Here is a 20,941-nt window from a genome sequence, read left to right on the forward strand (position 1 = left end):
GAAGAAGGTTGCTGAAAGATTGACGGCGGGCGACGGGAGCCGTGCCCCGCTCCCACACACCGAGTGGGGCCCCGGTTTGGTGAGGCGGCTTACGTCGGGTAACTTGCGTCAGCATTTTGTCTTGTGTGTGGATGATGAGGGGTACGTGATGGCGGAGGCAGAAGGCGCCGCCTTGAGGTTCGAGGTGCTCGGCCCGGTGCGCGCCTGGCGCGGGGAGGCCGCGCTGGACCTCGGCAGTCCCCAGCAGCAGGCGGTGCTCGCCACGCTGCTGTTCCACCACGGCCGCCCGGTCGGGCGCGACGAGCTGCTGTACGCGGTGTGGGGAGAGGACCTGCCCGCCTCGGCCGTGGGCACGCTGCGCTCCTACGTCTCCCGGCTGCGTCGCAGCCTGCGGCCGGCGGACGGCCCCGGCCCGCTGGTCTCGGCCGGCGGTGGCTACGCCCTCGAAGCGGGGACCGACGCCCTCGACGCCGATGTCCTGGACAACGTGCTCGCCGCAGCCGGACGGGCCCGGTCGGCCGGGGAACACCGGCGGGCCGGTGAGCTCCTCACCCGAGCGCTGAGCCTCCCGCGGGGCACCCCGCTGGCCGGGGTGCCGGGCCTGTTCGCCGAGCGGGAGCGCGACCGGCTGTCCGAGCTGCTCCTGGGCGCCGAGCAGCACCTGGCCGAGGTCGGGCTGGAACTCGGGCGTCACACGGAGGCGGTCCCCGTCCTGGCCGGCCTGGTCAGGCAGCACCCGCTGCGGGAGCGGCTGACGGAGCTGCTGATGGTCGCCCTGTACCGGTCCGGCCGCCAGGGCGAGGCGCTCGGTGCGTTCCTGGACACCCAGCGGCATCTGGACGACGAACTCGGGGTCGCGCCCGGCCCGGAACTCCAGTCACTCTACGAGCGGATCCTGCACGCCGACCCCGAACTGGCGGCACCGGCGCCTGACGCAGATCCGGCCGTCACCGCGGCGGCCGCACCCCCGTCCGTCTACCTGGCCCCCCAACTGCTGCCCCAGCCGCCGACGGGGTTCGTCGCCCGGCCCGAGGAACGGCGTCGGCTGGACGAGGCGTGCGCCGACAGCGGGGCAGGGGCGTCGCGTGTGCTCGTCGTCGCCGGGGCGGCCGGGAGCGGCAAGACCTCGCTGGTCGTCCACTGGGCGCACACGGCGGCCGACCGGTTCCCCGACGGCCGGCTCTACGCCGACCTGCAGGGTTTCGCTCCCCGGGGACCGGCCGACCCTGCCGGGATCCTGCACGGCTTCCTGCGCGCCATCGGCGTACCGGACGACGAGATCCCGGCCGCCACCGAGGCACGCGCCGAGCTGTTCCGCGACCGCATACGCGACCGCCGCCTGCTCGTCGTCCTCGACAACGCCCGGTGCGCCGAGGACATCACCCCCTTCCTCCCCGAGAGCGGGTCCGCACGCACGGTGGTGTGCAGCCGGCATGCCCTGGACGCACTGGTCCTCCGGGGCGAGGCGGCGTATCTGCCGGTCGGTGCCTTCACCGCCACCGCCGCCCACGAGCTCCTGCGCCTGCGGCTGGGCGACGAGCGCACGCTGAAGGACCCCAAGGCGGCGCGCCGCCTGGTCGAGCTCTGCGACTTCCTGCCCCTCGCGCTGAGCATCGCCCTCGCCCGGCTGGTCATGCACCCGCAGTGGTCGGTGGCCGACCTCGTCGCCGAACTGGAGGACGAGCAGGAACGCCTGGGCGCCCTGGGCCTGTCCGGCGACCGGAGCGTCCAGCGGGAACTGGGCCTGAGCCGACGCCACCTGCCGCCCGTCGCGGCCCGGCTGCTGCCGCTGCTCGCCCTCCACCCCGGTCCCGAGATCGACGCCCTGACCGCCACCGCCCTCCTCGACGACTCGCCGGCCGTCGGCCGGCAGGCCCTGGTGGACCTGTCCGCGCTCCACTTGCTCACCGAGTCCCGGCCCGGCCGCTACCAGGCGCATGACCTCGTCCGCCTCTACTGTGGCCAACTGGCCGAGGAGGAGCTGGCCGCCCACGACCGGGAGCGGGTCACGCGGCGCCTCGTGGACTACTACCTCGCCGCGACCGCCGCCGCCTCCACCGTGGTCTTCGGGGACGACGGCACCCCCTTCCCCTCGGTGGACGGACCACCCCGGGCCCTGCCCCGGCTCAAGGACACCCGCGACGCGCTGCGCTGGTGGGAACCCGAGGCCCCCGTGATCCGCAAGCTCATCGACACCTGCATCGCGTCGCACGACCACGAACGCGCCTGGCGGCTGGCCCACAACGCCGCGGGCTATTACGTCTGCACCGACATCGGCGCCTGGCTCGAATGTGCCACTCTCGGCCTGCGCGCCGCCGAGCGACTGGAAGACCCGGTCACGTCCGCCCGGGCCCACACCATGATGGGCATCGTCCTCGGTCAACTCAACCGCCCCAAGGAGGCTTCCCCGCACCTGGAACGCGCGCTCCAGCTGTATCAGCCGGGCGATCGCCACCGCACCATCGCCACCGGCATGCTCGCCGGCATCCATCACGACCTGGACCGTGCCGACCTGGGGCAGCAGTGCTTCGCCGAAGCCCTCGAGACGGCCCGCGCCTCCGCCGACGCCTTCTTGGAGGCGTTCGTCCTGCACCGCATGTGCATGGCGGACATGGCTGTCAGCTCGCCCGAGGACGTGCTGCACCGCGCCCGTCACACGCGACGGCTCTTGGCCGACCGGCCGCTGACCCAGATCGCCCTGGGCGCGCTGGGCTTCGAGGCCCATGCCCTGGACCGGCTCGGCCGTACCACGGAGGCCGAGACCACCTGGCGTCGGCTCATCGAACTCAGCGGTGACGCCGGCGAGGACCACCTCCATGGACTCGCCCAGGCCCAGTTCGCCACGTTCCTCGACAGCCATGGGCGCGCCGGGGAAGCCGCCGCCCACCTCGACACGGCGATCGCCTCGTACCGCAGGCGGGAAGACGGACGCACCGTCGCGGCGCTCACCCGGCGGCTCACCACTGTCGGCCCCACCGGTCAGATCCTCGCCGCCGGGTGAGGCGACAGCAGTTGGCGGATGGCATCCGGTGGCGGACCCGAGCCGGATCCGCCACCGCAGGAAGCCCGGCTTCCGTAGCGGGTCGCCCGTGACCGACTACCGCGAGCGTCACGACGACCGCGGAGACGGCCCGTCAGTGGGGGATCGGGGCTACTGCTGGGTGTAGGTGAGGGGGCCGGTGAGGGTGATGTCCGTGCCCTTGGTGTCCAGGATGCGCCTGAACTCCGCGCAATGCTGAGGGAGATCGACCCACGCCGCATCGAGGCGACCGTCCGCAGACTGGTCTCCTTCGGGACCCGGCACACCCTGTCCGCCCAGGACGATCCCGTACGCGGCATCGGCGCGGCCCGCGACTGGCTCCTCGCCGAGCTGCGCCGCTGCGCACATGCCTCCGGTGGCCGGATGACCGTGGAGCTCCAGTCATACGTACAGCAGCCCGCGCCCCGTGTCCCGGTGGCGACCAGGATCACCAATGTTGTCGCCACGCTGCGGGGTTCGGTCACGCCCGACCGGATCTATGTGGTCTCGGGGCACTACGACTCGCGGAACAGCGACCCGATGAACGCGACCAGCGACGCGCCCGGCGCCGACGACGACGCCTCCGGGGTGGCCGTCGCCCTGGAGCTGGCCCGGGTCTTCGCGACCCGGCGGCCGGCCGCGACCGTGGTGTTCGCGGCGGTGGCGGGCGAGGAGCAGGGGCTGTACGGGTCCGGGCACATGGCCCGGACGTACCGGGGCCGACAGGCCGACGTGCAGGGCATGTTCACCAACGACATCGTGGGCAGCCCGGCCACCGAGGAGGGTGCGCGCGACCCGTACACGATCCGGCTGTTCGCCGAGGGGGTGCCGACCTCGGAGACGCTGGAGCAGGCCGAGGTGCGGCGCTCGGTCGGCGGCGAGAACGACTCCTCCTCGCGCCAGCTGGCCCGGTTCGTCCGGGACACCGCCGAGAACGACGCGACGGGGATGCGGGTGCGGGTGGTGTACCGCCGCGACCGCTATCTGCGCAGCGGCGACCACATCCCGTTTCTCCAACAGGCATATCCGGCAGCGCGGTTCACGGAGCCTGTCGAGGACTACGCGCACCAGTACCAGGACGTGCGGGTGGTGGAGGGCAAGCAGTACGGGGACCTGCCCGAGTTCTGCGACTTCGGCTTCATCGCCCGGGTGGCCCGGGTGAACGCGGCCGCCCTGTGGTCGCTCGCCCAGGCCCCCGGCACCCCGCGCAACGCGAAGATCCGCACCGTCGCCCTCGGTAACTCCACCGAGCTGGCGTGGGAACGCGGCCCGGAGCCGGACCTCGCCGGATACGAGGTGGTGTGGCGGGAGACCACCGAATCGGAGTGGACCCACGTCATCCCGGCTGGGAACGTGACCCGGCACACCGTCGACTTGTCCAAGGACAACGTATTCTTCGGCATCCGCGCGCTCAACCGCTCCGGCCTGCACAGCCCGGTTGCTTTCTGCGCACCCCAGCCGTGACGCCCCGTGGGCCGTGGCCGTTGCCGGTCAGGCTGTGGGCGGTGAGCTCGTGCGTGACAGAGTCATCGCGGTTGCCACGAGTCGGCGGGCGTAGGAGGCGTCGAGCCCATCCGGGCGGAAGAGGATGCGGTACATCAGGGGGGCGACGACGTGGTCGATGACCGTTTCGGTGTCGGGTGTGTTCTCGCCGCGTTCGGTTGCGCGGGTGAGGATGATGTCGATCTGCTCCGCCGCGTAGGCGGAGCACCGGCCGGCGTTGCTGCCGTCCGGGTCGCCGAGCAGGGCGTCGCGGATGTAGGCGCGGCCTGCGGGGGAAGCCATCTCGTCGAAGAACTGCTCGGCCCAGGCGGTCAGGCTGGACGCCAGGTCACCGATGTCCTTGGGCGCCGTGTCGGGGCGCAGGCGCTCGACCGCCACGTCCGACATCAGTTCCTGCAGATCTCCCCAGCGGCGGTAGATCGTCGACGGCGTCACGCCCGCGCGCTGGGCGATCATCGGTACGGTCAGGGCGTCCCGGCCCACCTCCGACGCGAGTTCGCGGACGGCGGCGTGCACCGATGCCTGGACTCGGGCGCTGCGCCCGCCGGGGCGTACCATCTGGCGACTCATGACACCAGCTTAAAGCAAATTTGTTGCGTCTGGAGGGTGTGGATGCGTGCCCCTGAAGCGAGCCGCCTTCGATGCCGTCATCCCGAGCCGAACAGGACCGGGGAGTGGGCTCGGGCGGATCGCTCCGCCCGGGCCCGTGCTCTCGCTCAGGCCACCGGCGCGAGTTCGCGGGCCGGCTGGGTCTGTTCGTAGGCGTGACCGACCCGCAGCAGCACGCTTTCCCCGAGGGGGCGGCCGAGCAGTTGCATGCCTACCGGCAGGCCCGCCGCGTCGAGGCCGACCGGGACGGACAGGGACGGCACGCCGGTGATATTGGCCGGGGCCGAGAGGCGTACGTATGCGTCGGAGGCGCTCTCGACCGTGCCGTCGGGCCAGGTGATCACCTCCTCGTCGGCCGCCACCGCGGTGGCCGGGACCGTGGGGGCGGCGATGACGTCGACCTCGTCCAGCAGGCGGTCCCAGGCCTGCCGCATGAGGGTTCGGGAGCGTTGGGCGTGCAAGTAGTCACCGGCGGGCATGAGTTGACCGGCCTCGAGGAGGATACGGACGTCCGTCTGGTACAGCTCGGGAACCGTGCGCAGGGTCTGCTCGTGGTAGGCGGTGGCCTCCGGCACCATCAGGCCCCACTGGGTGGCCTGGATGTAGCGCGTCATCGGAATCTCCACCTCGACGAGCTGCGCGCCGAGGGCCTGAAGCTGGTCGATGGCGTGCCGCACGGCGGCCTCCACCTCTGCGTCGACGTGGTCGAAGTAGTAGTTGCGCGGCACGCCGACGCGCAGCCCGGCCAGGTCCGCACCTGCCCCCGGCCGGTAGTCCGCCCGGGGCGCGACCAGCGAGGCGGGATCGCGGGGGTCGTGGCCGGCGAGGACGGACAGGACCAGGGCCGCGTCCTCCACGGTCCGGGTGATCGGGCCGACGTGGTCCAGCGACCAGGACAGTGACGTGACGCCCGTGCGGGGGACGAGGCCGTAGGTCGGCTTGAGGCCGACAACCCCGTTGAGCGCGGCGGGCACCCGGGTGGATCCGCCGGTGTCGGTGCCCAGGCCGAAGGTCGCGGCGCCCGCGGCGACGGCGACGGCGGACCCGCCGCTGGAGCCGCCCGCGATCCGGTCGCGGTTCCAGGCGTTGTTGGTCTGCGGGGTGGTCAGACCGTAGGCGAACTCATGGGTGTGGGTCTTGCCCAGCAGGACCGCACCGGCTGCCGACAGACGCGCGGCGACGGTGCTGTCGGCCTCTGCGCGGTGGTCCGCGCGAACCCTGGAGCTGGCCGACGTCGGCGCACCGGCGACGTCGATCAAGTCCTTCAGCCCCATGGGGATGCCGTGCAGCGGACTCCGCAGTCGGCCGGCCGCGGCGGCGTCCGCGGCCTCGCGGGCTTCCCGGCGGGCCCGCTCGGCCGTGACGGAGACGTAGGCCTGAAGGTGCGGTTCCACCTTCTCGGTGCGGTCGAGCACGGAGTCCACCAGCTCGACGGGGGACAGCTGCCGTGCCCGGATCGCGTCAGCGGCTGCGGTCAGAGACAGTTCGAACGGCTGCATGGTGCTTCTCCTCTCACGCGCGGTAGGCGAAGGCGGGCGGGGTGTCCCCGAAGTCGAGTTCCCGCAGGACGGCGACGACGGAATGGATGTGGTTGGCGGTGGCCGCGACCGCGTCGTGGCGGTCGGCCGGCAGCGGGAGTCCGGCACGGACGGCCCAGCGGGCCGCCTCCGACGGAGTGAGTTCATCGGCGGACACGGATCTGTCTCCTGATCAGCTGGAACGACGGAAGCCCCCGCCCAGCAAAAGCTAAGTGTTTGCGTTAGGTGACTGTAGGGCCTGCGGCGACTTAAAGCAAACAGATTGCGTTTAGTGCGAAGAAGGCGCACCCCTCATGTCCCGTGTCCCGCGTTGGCGCATCCGCGCACGGCCCCGGCCGAGCCGTTCGTACCGGTACCGCGAACCGTGCGGGTGGACGCGGCGGCGGTGTCGGGGGCGCTCGCGGTGGTGACCGTGACGGTCAGCGGCAGGCCGAGTGTGTTTGTGTCCAGGTGGCGTTTGCGGCCGATGATCCGTTTCCCGGCGTCGGTGCCGTGATCCGTGAGGTGTGGACGCAGGCGGACGGCTCCGCGTCGCAGCCCTCGCGCTCACGGGCCGGACGCCGCCCCGCTGAGCTGCTCGAGGACGCCGTCTTCCTGCCGGGCGGCCGATGTTCAGGCCGCGGCCGCGGTGCTCGGCCCGCCAGGCGGTGAGCGTGCACCGCGACTGGAAAACCACCACACGATCGGGGCATCCGTCCTGGCTGTGCCGTCGGCTGGCCGCACTCTCTGTGCAGCGGTGCCGGCTCGGGGTCACGGTGACCGAGGAGCTGCACGCGTTCATGAATGCCAACAAGCGCGTGCAGGTGAGGCCGCAGGCCAGGGAAGCGAGGGTGTCGTGCAGGTCGAGGCGCCGTTCTCAGCGGACGGCCAGGCGCTTGAACTGGTGCAGCAGCGCGAAGGCCTGCTCGACAACGAGCAGGCAGCCGTACCCAGGAGCCGGATCCCGGCCTTCGCCCCAAGGAGAGTGCTGGGATGACTCGGTCGTGTTGGCGGACGGCGGCGCTCAGGCGGCGAGCAGGTGCCGATCGTGGTCTCGGTGGCTGACTTCCCGGTGCGATGTTGACGAATTGCTGACCAGGCGACCGACATGATGCCTCTGACCTGCGTAAACGTTCGGCAGTGCTGAGTTGTGCACCATCTTGACGAAGTGTCCGGCGGCGTCGGGGCCGATGTGCGTGCAACAGGGGCTGCCGTCGGGGGCCTTGGCGGCGACGGATCGCCGGTCGAGGTCGCGCACGCCGGCCCGCTCGCGAAGCCTGGCAGCGTACTCGTAGGGGTCGTGGCCGACCTCGGAGTCGGGCCCCCTCCGGCGTCACCGTCGCTGACGCGTCATTCGCCGGTGGGTGTCGGCGCCTCCTCCGCCGGGCTCGGCGCGGCTTGGTTCACCGTCGGCGTCCCGCCCTCGCCCAGCGGCACCCAGAAGAACCTGGCCGTCGACGACCCGCTCCATCGCGTGTGCCGCACCGCGAACCTCGCACCCTTCGCGACGGCGATCGTTCCGGACTGTTCCCCCGCGGCCCGGAGGTTTCCGTAAGCTTGGGATCCGCTTCCCCAGGTGTCCGCGGTCGCATGCCCACCCGTGTTGCTGGCCACGCTGATCGTCGCGATCACCAGTCCCGTGGTGGGTGCTGTGTAGTGCCACGTGCCCTCGTTCGTGGTTTCGTGGAACTTCGTTCCCTGTTTGACGAGGTCGACCGTTCCGGTGACGTTCGTGTTGTTCAGCCAGACCGTCTGGTTGCTGCTGTCTGCTGTCAAAGCGGCGTGGACATCCAGCTTGTGCCCTGCCGTGATTTTGACGTCGGTATCAACATTGACGATCGACTTCGACGACGTGACGTCGCCGTCGATCCTGATGCCTTCGTCAGCCTGGACCTGACCGCTCACGTTCAGCACGCCGCCTACCTTCGTTGTCCCGCCGGCGGACTTGACGGTGCCGTCGACGCGCATATCGCCGCTCGCGACGAGTTCCTTGCCGTCGGCCACGGACACCGGGTGGTGGAACGTCGTCCGGCCCGCGCCACTCGTCGACAGGCTGCCGTTGGCCTGAAGGGCCCCGCTCACCGTCAGGCTCGCCAGCGTCTGGTCCGTGACGCACACCGCCAGGTGATCCCACCGCGTCACGTATCCACCGTCCGGCGTCGGTGTCACCGTCTTCAGCGTGAAGGCCGTGTCCCTGGCCAGCCTCCCGGCCGGCACCGGGTACGCACTCCCACCCGCGATCGACGGATCCGTCACCCGCTCCCCGTCCATGTACAACTCGTGGTTGTCACCGCGCACATGGTGCCACTCCAGCCGCACCGCGGTCCCCGCCCCGATCCGCGTCGCCGGCGGCCCGCCGACCCCTGTGACGGCCACCAGCGCCCGCCCGATCCCCGGCGAGGGGTCCGCCCCGCTCCGGAACGGGAATTTCGCGACCTCCAGGGTCCCGGTGTTGGGTGTGGCCGGAACCGTGGATCCGGAGGTCGCCCACTCCTCGATGCCGATCCGGGAGACGCCTGTCTTGTTGCTCACCGTGATGTTCTTCAATGTGATGTACAGCCCATCGACCGCGACTTCGCTCGTCCCGCCCGTCGGCTCGACACTGAACCGCACCTTCGACGACTCGCCCGTCGTCTCCCCCGCCGCCGGGAACACCGCCGTCTCGGCCGTCGGCACCGCGAGCAGTACATCCGGCTGTGGACCGACGATCGTCCAGCCCGATGAGGGCTCGACATACCCCGAGATGCCCTCTCCCTTGAGCGCCAGATCCTGGGCGAGCGAGCCCACCGGCAGCACGATCGCGATGCGGCTGCACCGCACCGGCGTGCTGCCGCTGTTGGAGATGACGAGGTCGATGGTCCCGTAAGCCAGTTCGTCCTCGTTGCCGGAGCCGACCTTGGGCGGGCTGACGGTCAACGGGTTGGGGACGGTCGTCAGCGCGTAGCTGAGCACGCATGGCGTGGACACGTCGGTCATCGGCGGTCTCCTTCGATCTGGTCGGCATCGCCGGCCGGGCGCAGGGTGAGGCGGCCGGTGCGCAGCGCGGGGGCGGGGTACGGGTGGCGAGGTTCGCCGTCGGAGGCGTGGGCGGCGGTCTCGCTCCACGCGCCGACGGTCTCGTTCTGCACCCAGGTCCAGGTGCCATGGCGGTCCGAGGGGCACGGCAGGACGAGCGCGGGTGGCTTCCCGTCGCGTACCGCTTCCGGGTCCGGTACGTACTCGCTCACCGAGAGCGGCCCCAGCCGGAAGGACACCGGGAGTTGGGCGAGCGGCGGTTCCACCAGCCGGGCGGGCAGGCGGACCTCGGCGCACGGCAGGACGTCGGTGGTGGCGTGCACCGTGCCGCGGGGATCGGCGAGCAGGGTGAGGAAGGCGGTGTTCCGGTTGTCGGGGTCGCTGCCCGGCGGCCGGGCCGGCAGTTTCAGCGATGCGCCGGTACCGATCGGGTCGAAGTAGTCCCGTGCCTCCGGGGGGAGTTCGGCCTCACCCAGCACCGTGTGCAGGACCCGGTAGTCCGTGGTGCGGTACTCCCCGTGGAAGTAGCCCACCAGCCCGTCCGTCAGCTCGTTGCGTTCGCCGAGCCGGACCGGCCAGCGGTAGCCGGGATATACGGGTGCTTGCGGATCGAGCAGGTTCTGCCAGGAGGGGTCGGCGTATGGCGGCCCGTCGAGATCGAGGCCGAAGCGCACTCGCATCAGGGCCAGCGGACGGCCGACGAGCACGCTCGGGGTGTACGGGGGTGCCGCGTCCCCGGCCGGGGCGATGGTGGACAGCGTGCGGTCGATGACCGTGAGGAGGGCACGGAGCGCGGCCGGGCCCCGGGCGGGGGCGACCAGAGCAGTCAAGAAGCCGTGCAGGTGGGGGTAGTTCCCGCTCAGGTCGTCGATGGTGCGGTATCGCGAATACGGGAGCGCGTGCCAGGTCACCCGGGGGGTGCCGCTCGGCGGCAGGGTGGTGCGCAGCTCGCCGAGGGGGGCGCCGTCGGGCGCGTACGCGTACAGCGCGCGGTCGAGGTGGCCGGGGATCAGCCAGGCGGAGACGGGAGTGGTGTCGGGGTCGCTCGCGGTGATGATCGGGTTGAGGTCGTTCCGGGCGTCGAGCAGGGTGAAGCCGGCCCGGGCGGGCTGGGTGAGCCGTGGGGTGAGCTGGGTGAAGCGGTACCAGGTGGGCGGGTTGATGGTCCAGTGGCCCGTGCCCGGATGCTGGGGGTCCTTCCAGGAGGGAGTGAGCTCCTCGGGCAGCTCGGGCGCGAAACGGCGCGCGGGCACGCCGACGCCGATGACGTCCCCGGGCTCGTCGCCGGGTGCGAACCGCAAGGCGAGCGGGTCCGGGAAGATCGCGGGCAGGGTGTGCCCGAAGCGGTCGATGACGGCGAGCCGGGCGAAGGCGAACTGCCCTGCGCGCAGCGGCTGGTACGAGCTCCGGTTCCAGCCGGTGAACGGGCGTGGGAGGGCACCCGGGCCGGGTGGCAGGGTACGGGCGGCGGCTTCTGAGAGCGCGGTGCGCAGATCGGGTGGCAGCTCGGAGTGCGGGTCGAGGGTGGCTGGGGTGGATGCGCGGGCGGTGATCTGTTCGGTGAAGCCGGCGAGGGGCTGCGAGAACCAGTCGGCTTCGTCGGCGACCTGCCGGGCCAGCGCACGCAGCGCGGCGGCTCCCGTCCCCGGGTGGGTACGGGCGTACTGGCGCAGCGCGGCGGCCAGGGTGTGCGCGGGGGCCGGGGTGAGGAACTGGCGGCCGCTGAGGGTGATCGGGACGGGGTGGGCGCCGGTGCCGAGCCAGTGGTACTCGGTGCCGTCGAAGCTCCAGTTGTCGCGGCCGGGTGTGCCGCCGCCCGGCTCGCCCTGCCACTCGATGGGGAAGTAGTCGACCTTCCACTCGAAGAACAGGGGCTGCCAGGGCTGCCGCCACTGCGCGGTGTACGCGCCGGGGGTGCCGACCGCGTTGGCGTACGGGTCGCGCATGGCCGCCGTGAGGGCCGCCACGTCCCCGGTGAAACCGGTGGTCGCTGCGAGCGTACGGGCGTTGGAGGAGGCGAGGTGGAACAGCTCGCGCAGCAGGGCCGGCAGCACGCCGGAGAGTCCGTCGGGGGAGGGGAGGTCGGGCGGCTTCGGGGTCTGGGCGTCCGTCGCGGAGACCGTGCTGCCCGTGACCCGCACGCCGGTGACGAGTGCGTCCGGCCAGCGGCATACCAGTGACGGGTCCTCGTCCTGCTCGCTGTCGTCGTACGCACCGTCGCGCACCGCGTACGGGTCCGCGGCGGTCAGGTGCTCCGGGCCGGGCGGGACGGGACGGTCCTTCGTCCCCCGGATGACCACGACCGGGTCGTTGGGCCGGTGGTGGTCGGGGAGGACGGCACGCTTGAGGACGACCTCGGCGACGGGGAGGCCGTGGTTCTCCTGATAGTCGCGGATGGCGTCGGTGAGTTCCCCGGGGGTGTCACCCCAGGGGATGTTCTTCCGCGCGACCGCCACGGCATCGCGTTCGGCCGTGGCTTCGACGGTCGCGGCGTCCACCTTCTTGTTGAGCTCTTGCCGGTAGCCGCCGGGTTCCTCCCCCGGCGTGTCCTCCGGCACCTTCGGCAGGTTCGCTGCCCACCACAGGTCGTACAGGCGGCGCTGTGCCGCGATGAGATCCTGTACCGCGGCGTCGTGCCTGGCCTGGTCCGTGTTGAGCTTGGCGAGAGCCTGGGCGTGGGCAGTCCGTACCGCTCGGGGCCTGGGCTGGTGCGGCTCCGGCTTCTCGGCCTCCTCCAGCACCCACGTGTATCCACCGGACTCGGGCGTGAACCACGAGGCGTGCACGGAGCGTTCGGCCCGGAAGCCGCCGTCGGGTGTGTCGAGCAGGTCGAGCACTCCGGAGTGCACGGCCGACAACAGTGCGGCCAGCTCGGGCGGGGAGCCCGCCCGGCGGGCCGCGTACTCCTTGAGTGCCTTGGTGGCGTGCTCGGTGTTGTTGCCGACCGCGATGGTGACATAGTCGGGCCGGTCGGAGGCGGGCAGGCCGCTGCGCCGGCGCTGCCATCGCACGTCCAGGGCGGTGCCATGGCAGACCGTACGGGCGGCGCCGGGTGCCATGCCGGTGGCCGTCCAGTCGAGTGCGACCATTCGTTGCGCGAGGTCACCGGTGAGCGGATCGGCGGCGGGGTCGCTGTACCAGCCCGCGACCAGGTAGTTGAGCTCGTACACGGCGTCCGGGTCGAGGCCGTCCGTGCGGTCGTGAACGGAGAACACATCGAGGTTGTACGGCTGGTACGCGGCGAAGGTCGGCAGCCCTGGACCGACGGCGGTCAGGAACAGGCCGCCGGGTGTGCCGGGTTCGCTCCACGCCCCGTCGGCGAGGTCGATGCGGCGACCGATGCGGGTGAGGCGGCCGTCCTGGTCCATATAGGTGCTGGAGCCGTGGGCCGGGTCCAGATAGTCGCTCTCGACGATCCAGCCGGTGTCGGTACGTGCCCCGGAGTCCTTGGCGATGGCCTGCCGGACGACGAGCCAGCGGTTGGGTACCAGCGGGAAGACGGGGACGCCGTCGCCCCGCTCGTCCACACCGTGGGTGAGGGCCTCTGGCAACTGCCAGTGCAGATAGACGCCTTCGCGGTCGGGGTCGGCGTTGAAGTCCGTGTCGGTGTTGGAGAACGCGGGTGGTTCGGGCGAGAGATTGAGCCGGGTCAGCGCGTAGTTGGCCTGCCAGCGTTGGAAGACCTCGGCGTACCGGACGCGTTCGTTGACAGTGAGTGCCTCGAGCTGCAGGGGGACGACGAGGGGCTGCGGGCCCGGTGCCGCAGAGGGTGGCATCACAGCGCTGTCCTGCCCTTCCTTCGGGGTGTTCGCGGTCATCGGGCCGCTCCGGCACGAGTGATCAGCTGGCGGCGGGGCGCGTTCACGAGCTGGACGGCGAGCCCGGCGGGGCCGAACTCGGCGGCGGCCTGCTGGCCGAGTTCGGTCAGCCGGGTGCCGAGTTTCCGCAGCAGTCCGTCGGCGGCGGCCGGGCGCAGGTCGAGCACGGCGCGGCGGCTCGCGGGGTCGGGGCGGAGGAAGGCGTCGAGTCCTTCGCCGCCGACGGGGTGCGGGAACGCCTCGCCGTCGATCTGGCGGGCGATATCCGGGGCGTCGACGCGCCGCAGGTCGATCACCCGCTTCCGGTTGAGGTCGAGATCGACACCGAAGGACAGCCCCTCGGGCGGCTCGGCCAGCTCCACCTCGTCGGGTACCTGCTCGAAGAGGACCAGAAGGACGTCCGATCCGAGGACGTCCTGCCGCAGCACGGCAATGGGCGCACGGCCCTCGCCGCGACCCCGGTACGGGCGGACGAGCAGCCCCGGGCACTCGTGCACCAGGGCGGACCGGATCAGCACGCCCGCTCGGGGCGTCGGCCCCTGCTCGTCGGTACGGGCCCAGGGCGCGGCGATCCGGGCGAGGGCGGCGTCGGACTCACCGGTGATGGCGATGCCGGCCGCACCGGAGACCAGCCCGGTGAGCCAGCCCTGGTCGACGTAGAACAGGTGCAGGGACTCGGCAGGCAGGGCCCGCTCGTCCGGGACCAGGTCGGCGAAGGGGATGCTGCGCAGCAGGCGCAGCCGCTGCAGCCATGCGCTGATCGGAGCGGCGGCTTCGGCGAGTCGGTCGGTGAGGGCGGTACGGAGCGCGTCCGGTGGATCGGCGAGCAGTTCGGCGGTACGGGCAGTCCGGCCGCCCCCGCGCCGCCCGGCGGTCGGGGTGCGGTGGAAGGGCTCGGGCGGGGGCACGTGGCGGGAACCGTCCGGGTGCGTGCCGGCACGCAGGAGTCGCGCGGCGGCGCCACTGGCGGCGAGCTCTTCGAGGAGGGTGCCGAAGGGGCGGGGGGTGAGGGCATGGGCGTGGGCGCTGCCCGGATCGCCGGAGCCTGCGACGTCCGACCCGGCCTCCGCCAGTCGCTGCGCCAGCACCGCCGCCCCGGTACGGGCCTTCAGGTGCCACGCGGTCAGCATCGCCGCGAAGTCCGCGTCCGCGAGCGCCAGCGCGCGGCCCAGGGTCCACGCCGCGCCCCAGCCCGCGTCGAACAGCCCCCATGCCTTCTCGTACGCCATCAGCTGCGCGGCGCTCGTCCAGCCGGCGCCGGGCTCGGCCGGCAGCGGCTGCGCGGGCTCGGCGGTGAACGGACCCCGATACCATGCGTAGCTCCGCTCCCCGGTCTCCAGCCCGTACGCCAGCGGCACCCGACCCGAGACCAGTCGGGCGCGGGCCGTGGCGTACGCGGCCGGATCGGCGCCGACGGGTGGCTCGACCGGCGGTGGGGGGACGCGCAGCAGCAGGTCGCGTTCCTTGCCCTGCTCGGCGAAGAGGAAGTGCCGCACCCGCCCGGGGAAGCCTCCGCCAGGTGCCGGGTCGCTGGTGAAGGACCAACTCCGCAGCGCGGCCAGGCGGATTCGTACCTCGGGGGCAAGCCGCCCGGCGTCCGCGTCGGCGAGGATGGACCGGCAGCCCTCCAGGGCCACCAGGTGCGCGGCGTAGCGGATCTCGTGCTCACGGTCGGGCAGCCGGTTGGCGATGACGACCGCGTACGCGCCCTCGGCCGGCTGTTCGCCGCGCAGCCCGGTATCCGTGCGCACATCACGGACGTGGATCAGCTGGCGCAGCTCGTCGGTGCGCGGGGTCACGGCCGTGAAGACGTTGCCCGGGATCTCCAGGGTGCGGCAGATCGCGGTCGGGTCGCCCTCGATCTGCCGGACGCGCGGGTGCCGCACCCCTGGTGCGTCGCCGAGGAGTTCCTCGGCGGTCATGGGCACGGTCAGCCCGGCGGATTCGGGATCGCCGGGCAACTCGCCGGCCGCGAACAGCAGCAGTGCGAGCCAGGGTTCGGCCGGCGGTGCCTCGTCGGTGCCGGGTTCGTCGAGGCGGCGCATCCATGGCAGGAGCGGATCGGTGAGCGTGAGGTGCGCGAGGGTCGTGGAGTAGTCGGAGCGGGCCTCGGGCGCCGGATTGACGGCGTGCACCTGTTCGTCGGCGAGGGCGAACTGCGGAGCGCGGACCTCGAAGGTCTCCTCGACCGGCTTGAGGTAGTCGCCGGTGTCCCCCTCGACACCGGGCAGGGTCTGAGTGGTCTTGATCCGGTAGAGCCCGGCGTCGATGGCGGGTTCGCGGTTGTCCTGGAAGCGCAGGACGAAGCCGGGGTCGGTGGCGGGCGCGTGGCGCTGGTCCGTCATCGGGCGGCCCCTTCGGAGGAGTGGTCGGTGAACACGGTGTAGAGGGCGGCCGAGGCGACGGTGTCGGCCGGCAGCGGCCATCGTTCGGTCTGGACGGGTGCGTTGTCCCGCAGCTCGACGACGGCGACGCTCGCGTCGGCGCAGGCGACGAACGCGCGGGTGGCGTCCGGGGCGAAGGTGGCCGACAACGGCGCGGCCCCGAGGGCGAGTTCGCCGAGGAGGCTGCCATTGCTGACGACGGAGACGGCAGCCGTGTGCAGCACCCAGGCGCGGTCGGCGGGGTCGAGGGCGAGGGCGCGGGGGGCGGGGCCGATGGACACATTGGATTCCGCGACGGTGTCCTTGGTGGAGCCGTGTCGCTCGTACAGCGTCACCACCTGGCCTCCGTCACCGGTCGCGCGCAGCATCACGCCGCGCCGGGCCGAGTTGGTGAGCAGGGCCAGTCCCCGGCCACTGCCCGGGAAGTTGTACGGCTGGTACCAGTCACCGGGCGTGGGGACGGTGACCAGCTGCACCTGTCCGTTGCTGCTGGCCTCGGCCCCGTACACGTACACCCGGCCCGGCTCCCCGGGGGTGACGGACGTAGGTGTCGCAGGCCCGTGCACCGTGCCGAGCTTCGACCCCGTCGAGGTGTCATAGGTGACGGTCTTGCTGGCGTCGTTGGCGTTGACGTACAGCAGACCCGCCTCGACGTCGACCGCGATACCACCGAAAGCCTGCACGTCCTGCCGGTCCACATCGGTATGGACCGGCTCCGCGACCCCTGCCGGATCGATGGAGGCGGCCGCGACGCGATCCGGCCGGGCCACGACCGCCCGGGAGCCGTCCCGCTTGACCGCGAGCACGGTGGGCCGGCCGGTCAGCTGGATGCCGGTGCGCGGCGCGCGTACCTGCTGCGCGACGACGTCGATGACCTCCAGTTGCCGGGGGTTCGCCCCGGCCGCGTACAGCGTCGCCCCGTCCGCCGAGGTCACCGCCAGGTATGGCCCCGGCTGGCCGAGCGGCACCCGGCCCACGACGGTCGCCGTCTCCGGGTCGACGGACAGGATCGCGCCGGTGGTGTCGTCGAGCACGAGGACGACGGGCCCGGGGGTCGGCGGTGCGGGGTCCTGCGTGAGTAGCAGCGGGTCCGCGTCGAGTCCTGTGGTACGGGCCTGCTCGGCGTGGTCGCCCACCGTGCCGTTGGACAGCGGGATCTCGGGGCAGAGCCCGGCGAGCACGCCGTGCATACGGGTACGGGCCGAGCCCGCGGACAGGCTGGCGATCTGTCCGGCGAGCACGCCCACTCCGGCGCCGAGCGGATGGGCGAGCTCGACCGGCGAGCCGGTGGGCCCGGCGTCCGGGTCGAGCGGCAGAGTGGCGTCGGGATGGAGCTTCTCCCGGGCGAGGTCGCCCTCGGCGATCGGCCCGAGGTCCTGGCCTTTGGTCCTGGGCGGGGGGACGGTGACGCGCAGGCCGGTGAGGTGGTCGAGCAGCGGGTCCTCGCCGAGGGTCTTGTCCTGCGGGACGTCGGGGTCGCCCCACAGCGCGAACGGCACATTGCCGTGCTCCGTGCCGATCCGCCACCGGTCCTCGTCGGGGAGCGTCCGCCAGGAAGCGAGCTGCCCATGGCGGGTGTCGCTGTAATCGACGGTGACCTGCAGCAGTCCGTCGATGCCCTTCTTCTTCATGGGGCGGATGTCGACGGTGCTGCCGCCCTCCGGGTCCCGGTCGTTGAACTGGGCCCGGGCGGTGGGCACTACGGTCGAGACGGCGAAGGAGAAGCCCGCCGGGTCGGCCAGCCACGGCTCCTCGCCGGCCTTGATCCGGGCGGCCCGCAGTGCGTGGTCGGCGTCGGAGTCGGTGCGCAGGCCGGTGAGCGGGTGCGCGGTGAGCGGTGCCTCGGGCGGCAGGAGTTGGGTACGGAACTCGTCCCAATCGAGCGCGGCAGGCCCGGACAGCGGGGCGCCGAACTTGACGGTGACCTTGATGAAGACGAATTTTGCCGTGACCGTGCCACCGGTGGGCGGCCCCCACAGGTCGAGCGAGGCGCCGATCTCGCCGCTGATGGTGAACAGGAGCTTGACGCGGGCGCCGACGCGGACCGAGATCCCGGCGCGGAAGTGCAGGGGCGCCCACTGGATGAGCAGATCGGCCTGCGCGGTCAGCCAGGCTTCGACGTTGCCGGCCTTGTAGCGCACGTCCAGCGAGCCGCCCGCCATCACCGCGTTGGGGGTCAGCGCGAAGTACGCACCGCCGCTGACGGTGACGGCGGAGCCGACCGACCAGGTGAAGCCGAGGCGGGGGACGACCGGGAAGTAGTCGGGCCTGCTCGTCTCGTAGTCGGGGTGGTAGCCGCCGACGGTGAGGACGAAGTTCCCGGCGTGCGGGCTCGGCCCGAACCACGAGCAGAAGGCGAAACCGCCCGTGAGCACGCAGGACGGGTCGATGACGTAGGAGTCCACCAGCTGTGCGGTGGCGGCGAGTTCGCCGCGCGCCGACTGGTAGACGATCCGCAGGTCGACGCCGACGCGTGCGTACTTCTTTGCGCCCTTCTTCGGGAAGCTCGCGGTGGCGTGGCCCAGGAGCGCGACGGTCAGGTCGGCGCCGGCCTCCAGGAGCAGCAGTACCCGCGCACGGACGAACTCGAAGGAGGTGAAGTCGAGGCCGCCGGCGAGCCAGATCTGCCCCTCACGGGCGGTCACCCACGGGTGCGGTCCGTCGGTGAGCTTGGCGAGCGCTTCCATCGGGTCGTCGGGCAGGCCGTCGTCGAGTCCGGACACGAACGGGAACGTCCCGATCTCGTCCTGGCCGGGCACCCGCACCGAGCTGTTGTACCCGAAGCCCAGTGCGACCCCGGTCACCTGGAACGGCGGGGGCCCGCCGAACGCGGCCGTGGCGCGCCCGAAGACGAACATCGAGGTCTCACCGCCGGTCCGGCGCTGATAGGCGCCGAGCGCCAGGACCCCGAACGTCGGCATCTCGACCGTGAGTCCGCCCTGCACCATGAGGTCGTAGCCGGGGCGTCGCCGGTCGACTAGGGCGCCGGCGATCTTCAGTGGCGGCCGGACGAACTGCACCCCGAGGCCGTCCAGGCGCACCTGGACCGGCAGAGCGCCGTCGGTCAGCCCGATGCCGAGCGCGAGCCCGGCCACCGACAGCGTGAAGCCGGCGGCGGTCAGTGCGCCGTCCACGCCCATCCAGAGGGTGTTGTGCTCGTGGACCAGGCCGATCCGGTACACCGTCAACGGCCCGATGTTCCGGCCGATGTCGACCCACGCTCCGGCGCCGGAGCTGCCCGATGCGGCACGCGAGGCAGGGAGCCGGGATCCGGACGGCTGTCCCAGGGGCACCGTGAGGGTGTCCTCCACGTGGCCCGGGAGGGTGTAGTCGACACAGAGCACTCCACCGCGTGGCAGACCGCCGACCCCGTCCACGGCGGGGAAGAGGGGCAACCGCGCGGCTGCGACGACCTCGTTGAGCGCGTCCAGCAGCGTCTTCTTGACCGGTGCCGAGGTGTACACCACGCGGACGGCGGCGAGGCGCAGGTCCGCCTCCTTCGGCACGGCGCCGCGGAGCAGCGGCAGATCCGTCAGCCCCGCGTCAACGGTGGCCCGCACCTGTACGCACCAGACCAGGCCCGTGGTGTCGCGCACCGGCGCGAACACCACGGTGAGCGGCCCGACCGTGGCGGCGATCAGCGGCCCGGTGCGGGAGTCGTAGGCGAGTGTCACTTCCCGCAACTCGGGCCGCAGCGTGGGCGGGAGGTCGGCCAGGAGCTTCCCGGCGTCGGCCCAGCCGAGAGCGGCGCCGAGATCGGCGAGCGACAGCCCGCCGTCCTCGGCCTTCCAGGTGCCGCGCAGGGCCCAGGCGTTCCGGGAGCCGGAGGTGTGGGTGAAGTCGCCTTCGAACCAGATGCGGGTCGTCTCCCCATCGACTTCGAGGGTGAGCCCGGCCTGCGCCGACAGGGAGAAGTCACTGTGCTGCCCGCCACCAGCGCCCGTCGTCCGGCGCCGCAGCGAGATCAGGAGATCGGTGGCGATATCGCCGAAGGCGGTCGCCGTGGCGACGGTGAAATCCCAGTCGCTCATGTCCGGACCGGTGACGATCTCCAGTGTGAGGTTGCGCATGACGAGTTCGCGCAGCCCCTCCGGGATCTCGGAGCCCACTCCCCACTGTTCGGCGATCCACTCGATGAGTTCGCCGACCGCGATGTCGGTCGCGCTGCCGCGGAGCCGACGGTAGCCGTTCGCCGCGTACCAGAGGGTGAGTTCGATCACCTTGCCATTGATGGTCACGCGCTCGTCCGCCTGGTCGGCTGCCACCGGGACCGGCGCCTCGGCTGCGGGCGGCACCGGTGCGCCGGTGATCCCGTACTGCTGCCGCCTCGGATGCCTGTCCCACTGGCGTGCCCGGAGGGCCCACGGCTCCACCTGTGTACCGTGAACCAGTTGGATGTACTTCTTGAGGAAGTCCCTTCCGTCCGACTGCAGGCTGTCGGAGTTCTTGAGATACCGGTCCAGCGCCTTGAAGGCATTGTTCCTGGCGTTGAAGTTCTGTTGCCCGGTGATCGGTGCGCAGCCGCTCTCGAATCCGTCGTGCGGATCGTCATAGCGTGCGGCGCCCTCGGGGCCGATGAGCAGGTTGGCCGGCAGCCACTCGTAGATGCTGAGCGCGTCGTCGCGCCCGTCCGGTGACGGCTCTTCCGCAGCGTGCGTATAGGCGGAGGTGGTGAAGTTGTCCGCGAAGGTCTTGAAGTGGGCGGCTTGCACCCTGAGAGCCGGGTACCGGTCACAGTTGGACAGAACGGCGCCGACCAGCCTCTGGAGTTCCTCCTTGAGCTTGTGGCGGGTCGGTGTCGACTGGTTGTACTCGCTGTCGACAACCCTGTTCCAGAACTCGATCAGCTTGTTGCAGGGGACGATGTGGTGGCGTGAGAGCTCAACGCCACCGGGCTGCGGGTTGTCCAGGTTGTCGGGGTCCCGTGCGGCAAGGGGCGTCGTATATGGGTGGGCCACGCGTTGCGGAGCAGGGGCACGGAGGTTCGCGGGGATCGGCACGGCACTCCTTCCGGCGGCAACTGCCGTAGCGTGACCGCTGGTTGGTATGCCGGACAAGTATGCCACCGACCAGGAC

Annotated in this window: 11 protein-coding genes and 1 pseudogene; 3 read left to right on the forward strand and 9 right to left on the reverse strand. The window is 71.8% G+C overall.

Annotation, left to right across the window (positions count from 1 at the left end; translation table 11 throughout):
• Nucleotides 1–148: 148 nt before the first annotated feature.
• Both DXZ73_RS35875 and DXZ73_RS35880 read left to right on the forward strand, forming a co-directional pair.
• Nucleotides 149–3,001, forward strand: coding sequence for an AfsR/SARP family transcriptional regulator (locus DXZ73_RS35875; RefSeq protein WP_116215092.1), 2,853 nt, complete (start codon nt 149–151; stop codon nt 2,999–3,001).
• A 231-nt stretch (nt 3,002–3,232) separates the two neighbouring features.
• The gene (locus tag DXZ73_RS35880; RefSeq protein ID WP_116215093.1) at nt 3,233–4,483 is read left to right on the forward strand and encodes a M20/M25/M40 family metallo-hydrolase; all 1,251 of its coding nucleotides are present in this window, start codon (nt 3,233–3,235) and stop codon (nt 4,481–4,483) included.
• Nucleotides 4,484–4,510: 27 nt separating this feature from the next.
• Here DXZ73_RS35880 and DXZ73_RS35885 read toward each other — a convergent pair whose 3' ends face one another.
• The 4 genes and pseudogenes from DXZ73_RS35885 to DXZ73_RS39820 form a co-directional block, all read right to left on the reverse strand.
• The gene (locus DXZ73_RS35885; protein ID WP_116215094.1) at nt 4,511–5,092 is read right to left on the reverse strand and encodes a TetR/AcrR family transcriptional regulator; all 582 of its coding nucleotides are present in this window, start codon (nt 5,090–5,092) and stop codon (nt 4,511–4,513) included.
• A gap of 146 nt (nt 5,093–5,238) precedes the next feature.
• Nucleotides 5,239–6,630, reverse strand: coding sequence for an amidase (locus DXZ73_RS35890; RefSeq protein ID WP_116215095.1), 1,392 nt, complete (start codon nt 6,628–6,630; stop codon nt 5,239–5,241).
• A gap of 13 nt (nt 6,631–6,643) precedes the next feature.
• Entirely contained in the window at nt 6,644–6,826 is a 183-nt protein-coding gene (locus DXZ73_RS35895; RefSeq protein ID WP_116215096.1) for a hypothetical protein, read from the reverse strand.
• Between the two features lie 218 nt (nt 6,827–7,044).
• Nucleotides 7,045–7,161, reverse strand: a pseudogene (locus DXZ73_RS39820) (IS5 family transposase); the annotation flags it as partial.
• A 343-nt stretch (nt 7,162–7,504) separates the two neighbouring features.
• Here DXZ73_RS39820 and DXZ73_RS38560 point away from each other — a divergent pair.
• Nucleotides 7,505–7,645, forward strand: a complete 141-nt coding sequence (locus DXZ73_RS38560; RefSeq protein ID WP_162890462.1) for a hypothetical protein — start codon at nt 7,505–7,507, stop codon at nt 7,643–7,645.
• A gap of 27 nt (nt 7,646–7,672) precedes the next feature.
• Here DXZ73_RS38560 and DXZ73_RS35905 read toward each other — a convergent pair whose 3' ends face one another.
• The 5 genes from DXZ73_RS35905 to DXZ73_RS35925 all read right to left on the reverse strand — a co-directional run bounded on the left by DXZ73_RS35905 (nt 7,673) and on the right by DXZ73_RS35925 (nt 20,865).
• A complete protein-coding gene (locus DXZ73_RS35905; RefSeq protein ID WP_116215097.1) occupies nt 7,673–7,906 on the reverse strand; it encodes a hypothetical protein in 234 nt (77 codons plus the stop codon).
• A gap of 92 nt (nt 7,907–7,998) precedes the next feature.
• On the reverse strand, nt 7,999–9,624 hold the full coding sequence (locus DXZ73_RS35910; RefSeq protein ID WP_205519299.1) for a hypothetical protein: 1,626 nt from the start codon (nt 9,622–9,624) through the stop codon (nt 7,999–8,001).
• Entirely contained in the window at nt 9,621–13,481 is a 3,861-nt protein-coding gene (locus tag DXZ73_RS35915; RefSeq protein ID WP_116215098.1) for a hypothetical protein, read from the reverse strand. The genes DXZ73_RS35910 and DXZ73_RS35915 overlap by 4 nt, the downstream gene beginning before the upstream one ends.
• Nucleotides 13,478–15,826, reverse strand: a complete 2,349-nt coding sequence (locus DXZ73_RS35920) for a hypothetical protein (protein ID WP_116215099.1) — start codon at nt 15,824–15,826, stop codon at nt 13,478–13,480. The genes DXZ73_RS35915 and DXZ73_RS35920 overlap by 4 nt, the downstream gene beginning before the upstream one ends.
• Nucleotides 15,823–20,865, reverse strand: coding sequence for a DUF6603 domain-containing protein (locus DXZ73_RS35925; RefSeq protein ID WP_116215100.1), 5,043 nt, complete (start codon nt 20,863–20,865; stop codon nt 15,823–15,825). Before DXZ73_RS35925 ends, DXZ73_RS35920 begins: the two co-directional genes overlap by 4 nt.
• Nucleotides 20,866–20,941: the final 76 nt, after the last annotated feature.

This window comes from Streptoverticillium olivoreticuli subsp. olivoreticuli, assembly GCF_003391135.1.
GTDB classification, from domain to species: domain Bacteria; phylum Actinomycetota; class Actinomycetes; order Streptomycetales; family Streptomycetaceae; genus Streptomyces; species Streptomyces blastmyceticus.

Excerpts from the sequence above, each read along its gene's own strand:
- DXZ73_RS35875 (WP_116215092.1), top strand. The coding sequence starts at position 149 with ATGGCGGAGGCAGAAGGCGCCGCCTTGAGGTTCGAGGTGCTCGGCCCG.
- DXZ73_RS35920 (WP_116215099.1), bottom strand. The coding sequence starts at position 15,826 with ATGACGGACCAGCGCCACGCGCCCGCCACCGACCCCGGCTTCGTCCTG.
- DXZ73_RS35915 (WP_116215098.1), bottom strand. The coding sequence starts at position 13,481 with ATGACCGCGAACACCCCGAAGGAAGGGCAGGACAGCGCTGTGATGCCA.
- DXZ73_RS35885 (WP_116215094.1), bottom strand. The coding sequence starts at position 5,092 with ATGAGTCGCCAGATGGTACGCCCCGGCGGGCGCAGCGCCCGAGTCCAG.
- DXZ73_RS35890 (WP_116215095.1), bottom strand. The coding sequence starts at position 6,630 with ATGCAGCCGTTCGAACTGTCTCTGACCGCAGCCGCTGACGCGATCCGG.
- DXZ73_RS35880 (WP_116215093.1), top strand. The coding sequence starts at position 3,233 with ATGCTGAGGGAGATCGACCCACGCCGCATCGAGGCGACCGTCCGCAGA.
- DXZ73_RS35910 (WP_205519299.1), bottom strand. The coding sequence starts at position 9,624 with ATGACCGACGTGTCCACGCCATGCGTGCTCAGCTACGCGCTGACGACC.